The organism is Methanoculleus sp. SDB (assembly GCA_001412355.1).
Lineage (GTDB): Archaea > Halobacteriota > Methanomicrobia > Methanomicrobiales > Methanomicrobiaceae > LKUD01.
The window spans coordinates 1-8,510 of the sequence record LKUD01000061.1 but is presented as its reverse complement, the minus strand read 5'-3'; the positions used below and the strand labels follow the sequence as shown (position 1 = coordinate 8,510).

Here is an 8,510-nt window from a genome sequence, read left to right as displayed (position 1 = left end):
AATTACGCCAACGGAGGATGAAAACGGTGATCGCGCCTATACCGAGAACGAGGTCGGTCATGTCAACGGTGCGCTGACTGTGGGTGGCAGCACCGTCGCATGGAACAATCTGCCCTACAAGGACGAGACCTCGACCGGCACCGTGACAAGCGACGTCCGCTGGACAACTACCAACCCATACGGACAGACAGTCGAGCTGCAGCTCTTCACCGCACCCGCAGCCGAGGTACTGATTAACAAGCATGTCGGTAGGATAGCGGGCTACAACGCCAAGACCGAAGTCTTCCTCCCGGTGCTCTCGTTCCGAAACCCCGCAGCCGAGGACCTGTACCGTGTGACTGTGCTCCTGCCACGCTACATGAGCGAGGCGGCACGGCAGGCCCGTGAACTGGCCGTGACGGGCACCGGTACTGCAGTTGCCGTGACCGGGCCTGATTATGAGGACATCATCTATTCGGGCAGCGGCACCTCCGCCTTCGGAGGATACGAAACAGATGCCGACAGCGTCTACCTCAGGACTGATGCCGACGGTGCAGCCGTCACGCTCCTTGCCGGCACCGCCCTCTCGCGGGCCGACGCCCCGTGGATCCAGCTCCCGGCAGGCACTCGGGCATTCTCCATGCAGCAGCAGAACGGGGGGGTCACGTGTACCATCACAGGTAGCGGCAGCGGCGACATCGTTATCGCCGACACCGGCACAGTCACCAGCGTGATCCGCGACGGCGCCCCCTACGGGGACTGGGTGCAGGACGGCAGCGGGATCGTGATCACCACCACCCTGAGCGACCACACCTTCACGATCACCTCCTCCGCAGCGCCGAACACCGCACCGGTCCTCTCCTGGACTGGCGAGGCGGAGTACACGGCCGACGGCCTCAACCCCGAGAGCGGGACGACAGAGACCGGATTCCTCTTCCGGATCGCCTACCGCGATGCGGACGGTGACGAACCCCTCGCCGGGTACCCGAAACTGCACATCCTGAAAGACGGGACCGAGATCGCGGACAGCCCCTATGCCCTGACCAAGGTCGCTGGCACACCCGCTGACGGAGCTGTGTATGCCGCTACCGTCACACTTGAGGCGGGAGCTGGGTACAGTTACTACTTCGAGGCACGGGACGCCCGGGGTGCTGTAGCGGCGGTAACCCCCGAGCTGCAGGCACCGGTCGTGAACGAGGCCACCCTGCCCCCCGAAGAGTGGCTGAAAGGCGACCTCAACGACAACGGTGAGATTGATATCGGGGATATTTCAAAGATAGCGTACATGGTAGCAGACATCATTCCAGACGATATAAGGGGAGATTTCAACGACAATGGCGTTATAGACAACGATGATGCAAACCGGCTTGCCGAATACTATCTCGGCCTGATCATCGAGCTCTAAGGGTTTTGGAATATACCTATTTTCTCATTTTAGAAACCTTACCCCAGACTTATTTTTTTCCGCGCATTAGACCCTGTTTTGAAATTGCGCCGCGTCTTTTTGATAATCACTTGTGATAACGGCATCTGCATTGCACTCACATATATACTCTGGGGATAATTGCTTTACCCATAGGTAAGGAGGTCGGGATCCTATGCCTGTATCTACCTTACGAGAAAGGAGGTCTGAAATGAATCGAATTCTTATTGCTCTCATCTGCGGCTTCATCGCCGCGGCTGTGGCAGTGGCACCTGCAACAGCAGCCTACACTATAGACGGAGACCTTACCGACTGGGGTCTTGCAAAGCTCAATACCGATCCTTGGAGCGCCGAGGGCACTTGGCTCCCTAACTGGCATGTCGCGTACATTATTGAAGATAACTACAACCCGAACCACAACCGCCTCCCTGACGGAGTGCATATCAGGGGTATGGGTAGCAACTACGTCTTCTACGACGAACCGAAGGAAATCCTCAAAAACTCGGGTGGAACTCTTGTTTCCGAGCCTTACGGCGGTGAGGGGTACGATCTTGAGGCACTTTATTTCGATCAGGACGATGACAACATTTTCATTGCTATCGTTACGTCCCTTGATCCTGAAGTAATGGCTGGCGACTCGCGGCCTGGCGACCTTGCCATGAACCTTGACCTTAACCCGTCGTCCGGCGACCTCGGGTATGAATATGGCGTTAAGGTCACCGTCGGCCAAGGCGATATCGTCATGGATCCTGTCTGGCAGAAGACCGGGTACCTGCTCCCAGTAAGGCCTGACGTGATCGTCAGCGGCACGGTCGTCGGAACCGCTGATGTGGCCTTCCCAAAGGGTCTGGGCGCGTGGTTGACCGCAATGGACAACAGCAAACCGAACTACGTTATCGAGATGGCAATCCCGAAGACTGCAGTGGGTCTCGCCACGGGAGACCAAGTCTCGTTTAGCTCGATTATGTATGCTGACAACTGCATAAACGAGCACATCTTCGTGCCTGAATTCCCGACCATCGCAATCTCTCTCGGTCTGATGATCGGCCTCATCTTCACGATCTTTGTCGTGCGGAAAAAGGAATAGTGATCTCTTCCGAATACCATTCCATCCAAATTTTTTCGGGTTTTTCCCGGTACCAAAGAGCATTATTAATATTTCTACAGCCCAATGCATACATGCTGACCTATGGTGCTAAATGACGACGATCGCATCTACCGGGTACTGGAACGGACCATTATCGTGGCAATGGTGCTTGGCATGGCCCTGACGGCATTCCTGTTATTTTTCAACACCGAAACCTATTCTGCACTGTACCTGGCACCTGACTCATACTCCAACTATGCGCCTGAGGGAACGGTCTCATTCGTCTATGCAGTGATCTCCTCCGAGTCGGGGACGATGGCCTATTCCGCCAGCATCTCCCTCGGTGATACTACGGTTGATAAGCGGGAGTTCATCCTTGGAGGTGGTGAGCGGTGGGAAGAGGAGATTACCATCCCGCTGCCGCCGCAGACGGCTTTTCCGGTAAAAGTGTCCGTTCTGCTGACGAAGGAGAACGGGAGAACCGAAGAAGTCCACTTCTGGCTGAAAGGATGGACGATATGAAGTTAAACATGGATCCCGGAACTGTAGCGAAAGGCTGGTTTCTCGTTGCCGCGGTCTGCCTGATTCTCTTCTCCCTCACAACCCCGGCATCCTACTTCAAAATCGATATCCTCAGTATCTGGTTCCTCTCCTGCATCGGCATCCTGTATATCTCCCGGAAAGCGGGCGACCTGCTGGGGCGGGCAGAGCGGCTGTGGGTGACGATCGCGGGGCTTGGACTAATTGTGTTTTCGTTTCTCAATATCCCACTAGGATTCGGCAATCCCCCCTATTCAGTAGGAGACTTTTCTATACTCCTCTCAGGCATCGGCATCTTCACCTTTGCCCTGCTCGGTTACCGGGTTTTTCTCCTCCCGGTCTCATTCCCGGCGATTGTGGTGATCGGGTTTCAGCTGTGGGAGCTGCTGATCCGCCACCAAGACTGGATCTCGGCACCTCTAATCCCACCGGTCGTCTTCTTCTCGGTTCTGATTCTCAACCTCACCGGAGTGGTCGTACAGTCTAACGATAACCTCATCAGCTTCATCTCCACGACGGGGGACACGATCACCCTCGCAGTGGTCTCGGACTGCGCCGGTATATGGTCGCTCGGCACGTTTACAGCTGCGACCGCGATTGTGCTTTGGAGCTTTCCAGAGGGACGGACTCGCAAGGGCATGGCATATATCGCGGTGGGCTATCTCGGCACCTACGCGGCGAACATCATACGGGTAACCGTCATTGCTTATTTCGGCTACCTCTTCGGTCCTGCTGGCGTGATTGAGGAAGCGCACATCCATGTGGGGTGGATTATCTTCACCATATGGATGATCCTCTTCTGGTACGTCTTTTTTACCCGGAGACTCGGGCTCTCCCTGCTGCCCTCTCGGGTAAAACGCACCTGAAAAACACGAACAACGCCCCGGTGCGGGCGCACGTACCTCTCCAGTTCAGCAACCAGCTAAAGCTCTGTTGGGATGCGAGGTGGAAAAGAGAAAACGGACCGGCCTCCCCAGCGGTATGGCATTCTTAGGCTTCAATCGAACCCAATCAGTCGAGTGAGAATGTAGATCCGACCCTTTACCTCGATTTGGTACTCGGCCTTGATGTACCCCGCCTTTTCGATGTTGACCTGATGGTAGCCCCGGTCGAGCGAGACCGTGACCACGCCTTCACTATTAGTCTTGTACCGTGCAGAGTCGACAGAGACCGTAGCACCCGAAAGAGCGCTTCCGTCCTCGTCCAACACGGTAAAGGAGACCTCCCCTTCGATCGGTTCTCCCGGTAGCACGACCGAGAACTGCTTTCGGGCCACATCCGGTTCCACGGTGACCACGGTGCTGCCTCCCGCGGGGATGTCGGCCGTAATGAATAGCACCAGCTGATCGTAGAGGTCCTGCGTGCGGACGATATCCCCGTTGGTGACCTGGTAGTTTCCGGTGGCGAGGCGGGGCATCGTAACTTTAAAGGTAATGCCGGATACCGACAGGCTGTTATTGTTCTGCATCACGATCCGGGCCGAATCAAGGTCACGGTGGCTCGTCCACGTGACTTTTTGAAGCAGCAGGTAATGGTCCGCGATTGCCGTAGGGGTTATAAAGGTCAGGCCTCGCATCCGGGCATATGCGATCAGGTCAGAGAAACGGGAGGAGAAGTAAGGGTTACCGAGATCGGTCGAGCGGAGCAGGAAGAGGGCGAGATCGTTGTTCACATACGCCGAATCGATCACAGCCCGCCAAGACGCAAACGCCCCCGCCTCATCGGCGGAGTAGGACAGCGACACGCTCATCGGATACGAGGGAGGGATTAACACAAGATCTGTGGATTTACCCTCGAGCTGCGCCATCTGCGGGTGCCGAAGCCCTTCCTCGTAGAAACCTTTAATTGGCGCTTGGACGGGGGTGGTGATCATGAAATCAAGCCCCCTCTCGTACGCCGCTCGAATCGTGTCGAGGTTGTATATCAGGCCCTGGAGCATAAAGCCTTTAATTGTGACGGCCTGTGCACGGGCGGTACGGAATAGATTCCGAATATTGTCATCCTGCTCGACGAAGCTCTGGAACACGCCGCTGCCCGAGGCCCGCGTGTTCATCTGGCCGATGACCGACACGCCCTCGCGTACCACGTCTCGAATATTAATGAGCGTGGTGTCCGCCGCCTCCGTGTACTTCAGGTTTTCCGCCTGATTCACCGCATAGAACTTCAGGGCGTCGGGATCGCTGACTGAGGAGCTGAGAGATCCAATAAGGACGATTGGGGTTATGCCATCAGGATAAGGCAGAAGCTCGATGCTCATCCGGCCCCCGATGCTCTCCTCTGCGAAGACCTCGCCGCCGATGGACACGTACTGCGTTATGTGTAGGGCAGCGCCGGGTTTGATGCTCTCGATCTGGCCGACGCTGACCATGCTGGTCGCGCTATACAACGTCGAGCCCTGGTACGTGAGGTAGTTCGGCCGCGGTGCAGTGGGAGCGTAGCGGATAAAAATGCCGGTTGTGCCGTCGTTGACATACACGGTGTCGTAGGGGTTGTTAAGTTTGATGGTATCTTCCGAGGGATAGATCGTCTTGTCAATACGCGTATACCCGTCTTTCAGGATAAGGGAGTCGTACGGGACAAATAAGTTCGTGGAGAGGTAGGCGGAAAGCGAAATGCCCTCACTGTCGTTGAGCCAGTCGTTTGCGATGATGTACTCGCGCTTGATGGCATCGGTGTAGAAGGTGTAGATAACCCGGAGTGTCCCGAGGTTCTTTAACTCGTTTTCACTGGTGAGGATCCGTGTGTAAATGATCCGATTCTCCTTGATCTCGCGATCAAAGACCATCTCGGAAAGCAGGTACTGGGCGGACGACTGCTCGTCCGAGAGGCTCATGAGCCGAAGCACCTCGTACATGATGCCGCCACCGAGATAGTTCTCCTTTTTCGTGCCGATATACCGGATTGTGGGTGAGACATCGCCGAGGAATACCTTGTACGTCTCCGACTCGATGATGATCGTCGACCCGGACGTCTTAACCGAGAATTGCTCGTTGGCATAGAGCGGGCTCGTGTTTTGGGCGGTGGCGGCGAGGCTTGCGTAAATGCCGAAGTCGTTGCTTGCGTATATCCGGTCCAGCGCAACGTTTTCGTCAATGGTAAGCACACTCTCCTCGGGCTTGAGGTTCCCCCCGAGGTTTGCGACGAGCTTGTCGGATGTCAACACATACTTCGCGCCGAAGAACGAATACAGGTCCTGAACGGCATTTTCACTCTTCGAAAAGTAGATCTCCCGCAATGATTTTAAGAAGGTACGTGTCTCGGTTCCGGAGCGCAGCCCGTAGGTGCCGTCCTCCTTGCCGGTGAAGAGCCGGACCGTCCGGTACCCATACCCCACGACCTTTTCCTCAGGGGCACCGATCGTTGAGAGCCACTGCATGCCATTGATTATATAGTCCTCACCTGTGATCTGGGGATTGTAGTAGCTGTTCCCGACGACCGGGATCACCATGGTTGAGGTCAGCACGATCATGAGCACTCCGGCAATCGCGAACCGCCCGTTACGGGTGCCGACATCGAACCGGCCGAGCAGGTACCAGAGCCCCAGCGCCGAGGTGATGGGGATGATGACAATCAAATACGAGATCTCGCGCAGCGCCCCAGTCGCCACCTCTACCCCCTCCGATGACAGTAGCATCGACGGGATGAGGGAGACGAGCGCTGTTGAGAGGAGGAGACACTTGCCTCTGCCATCGAGCTTCAGCCAGCCTAAAAGAGAGAGCAGCACCTGCAACGGTCCGATCCAGATCGGCGAGGCGAGAACCGAGTGCGAGAGGTTCTGGATGGGAAGAAGGATGGCAAAAGCTCGGTCAAACCCGATTTTGCGGATCATCCGGGCGGCACGCCGGTGAATGGCGAGCAGAAGGATGCCGATGGCGAAAATGAAGGCCGCCCAAATGAGAGCGTAAACAAACTCCCGCTGGATGAAGAGGTTGGTATAGAGGATCTGGCCGAGATCCTCAGCTACGTCCAAATAGAGGTACTCGGCGAGGAAATTCCCTGGCTTGAGAAACAAGGCAGATTTGGTAGCGTACTGTGGGTAGATATGGGGGAAGACGTCCATGACGTAGACATAGATGAAAAAGGTGCTTGTTAAGAGGGCAAACATAGGTTTTGAGAACTTTCCCCAGAAGAGGCAGTACAGCAAGAAGAAAATCATCGAAAACGTGATGAGGAAGATATAGGTCCCGGTGTGGGTGATCGCGATCATAAACACTGTCACGAGCAGCAGGAGGTAGTCGCGCCATGACGGGCGTTCAGCGAGGGCTATATACAGCAGCAGCAACAGGAGGGGGAGCACAAAAACGGAAGGGCGATAGCTCTGCAGGATCAGCGCTACATTGGGCATCGAGAGCATGAACAGCAGCGCGACAACAATCTGCTCCTTTTTTTCAAGGAAAAGATCGGCATACTGGGCGAAGACCAGCAGGATAATGACAAGAAGGAGCGAACCAAAGACCATCGCCGTCATAAAAGGCGTCATCCCAGTCACTTTTGCGAGCACGGACCCGTACAGCCAGAGGCTGAACGGATAGTTGAACGGATTATTTGGCGATGTCGGATCCGAGACCTTTTTTCCGATAGTCTCGTAGAAACCGCTCAGGGAGGTGGTGCCGGTCATCTCTTCGGTGTGGAAGAGGTGGTTGTACTCGTCGGTTCCAAACGGCCTGCCGAAGTCCAGCGCCGGGATGAAGTAGCCGATTACTACCACCGCAGTGAGGAAAAGCAGGAGCAACGAAAACACGGTCCAACGGTACGTCTGCAAGCAGTTTGAAAGCGTGTTTCTTGCGTCTGTAAGAACTTTTGCCAGCGTTTTATTCATTGCACTTCTTCCCTGTCCCTACGGTGTATCCCTCATCGCATTGCCCGGATGCCACACCTTCACGATACGTACATATTGTGTGGTACTTCTAATAAAAGGGCAGCGTACCACGGGGGCAGAATTTCGGGATAGAATGCTAGGATAATCCACAGGGTCACCGTATACCGGATCCGAAGCCTCACCCGCCTAACTAGGGGCGACCCCTTGCCTTTATCGATGCATACAATCATACTGGGTACAATCATCGCCGCCCGGTTGTCCCGGCGGCTACCCGGAGAGACAATGTCACCCCGTTCCCAGCGCCTGTTCGTCGTCTGCCTGCTCATCGCCGGTGCATTCACTCTCCCGGCCTGCGCCGCCGCGATTAACCACCCGTCTCTGCTCTTCGACAATATCGCCGAGACACCAGGATATCAGCACCGCACCGTCCAGCCGTGGAGAGGCTGGGAAAACAGCATCAAGTTAGATGCTAACGTCGGGCTAACACGTGATTTTTCCGATCCGGCGTGGACTGATTCTGCATACAACCGATTATTATATCGGTCCAACTATGTTCGTGATCTCGGTCTGATGTATCAGATTACTAAGGAACCACAATACGCAATCAAGGCACTCGAAGGTCTTGATTATATTGGTATCTCCACCGTTAGTGCGAACAGTCG

The 8,510-nt window shown here is 55.5% G+C and carries 4 protein-coding genes and 2 pseudogenes; 5 read left to right on the top strand and 1 reads right to left on the bottom strand.

Going from position 1 to position 8,510, the window contains the following annotated elements; all coding sequences use genetic code 11:
- From APR53_00230 to APR53_00215, 4 genes and pseudogenes are all read left to right on the top strand, one after another.
- A pseudogene (locus APR53_00230) lies at positions 1-1,384 on the top strand.
- A gap of 229 nt (positions 1,385-1,613) precedes the next feature.
- Positions 1,614-2,489 (top strand): hypothetical protein, encoded by an 876-nt coding sequence (locus tag APR53_00225; protein KQC04055.1) that lies wholly within the window; start codon positions 1,614-1,616, stop codon positions 2,487-2,489.
- 102 nt (positions 2,490-2,591) lie between these two features.
- Positions 2,592-3,011, top strand: a complete 420-nt coding sequence (locus APR53_00220) for a hypothetical protein (GenBank protein ID KQC04054.1) — start codon at positions 2,592-2,594, stop codon at positions 3,009-3,011.
- Positions 2,999-3,895, top strand: a complete 897-nt coding sequence (locus APR53_00215) for a hypothetical protein (protein ID KQC04053.1) — start codon at positions 2,999-3,001, stop codon at positions 3,893-3,895. Before APR53_00220 ends, APR53_00215 begins: the two co-directional genes overlap by 13 nt.
- Before the next feature lie 131 nt (positions 3,896-4,026).
- On the opposite strand, the gene APR53_00210 is transcribed toward APR53_00215, so the two are convergent.
- Positions 4,027-7,848, bottom strand: coding sequence for a hypothetical protein (locus APR53_00210; GenBank protein KQC04052.1), 3,822 nt, complete (start codon positions 7,846-7,848; stop codon positions 4,027-4,029).
- Between the two features lie 282 nt (positions 7,849-8,130).
- Between APR53_00210 and APR53_00205 the strand changes: the two are divergent.
- Positions 8,131-8,510, top strand: a pseudogene (locus APR53_00205).

What these genes read in the sequence shown, in the direction of transcription:
- APR53_00220 (KQC04054.1), top strand. Translation starts at nt 2,592, where the DNA reads ATGGTGCTAAATGACGACGATCGCATCTACCGGGTACTGGAACGGACC.
- APR53_00210 (KQC04052.1), bottom strand. Translation starts at nt 7,848, where the DNA reads ATGAATAAAACGCTGGCAAAAGTTCTTACAGACGCAAGAAACACGCTT.
- APR53_00215 (KQC04053.1), top strand. Translation starts at nt 2,999, where the DNA reads ATGGACGATATGAAGTTAAACATGGATCCCGGAACTGTAGCGAAAGGC.
- APR53_00225 (KQC04055.1), top strand. Translation starts at nt 1,614, where the DNA reads ATGAATCGAATTCTTATTGCTCTCATCTGCGGCTTCATCGCCGCGGCT.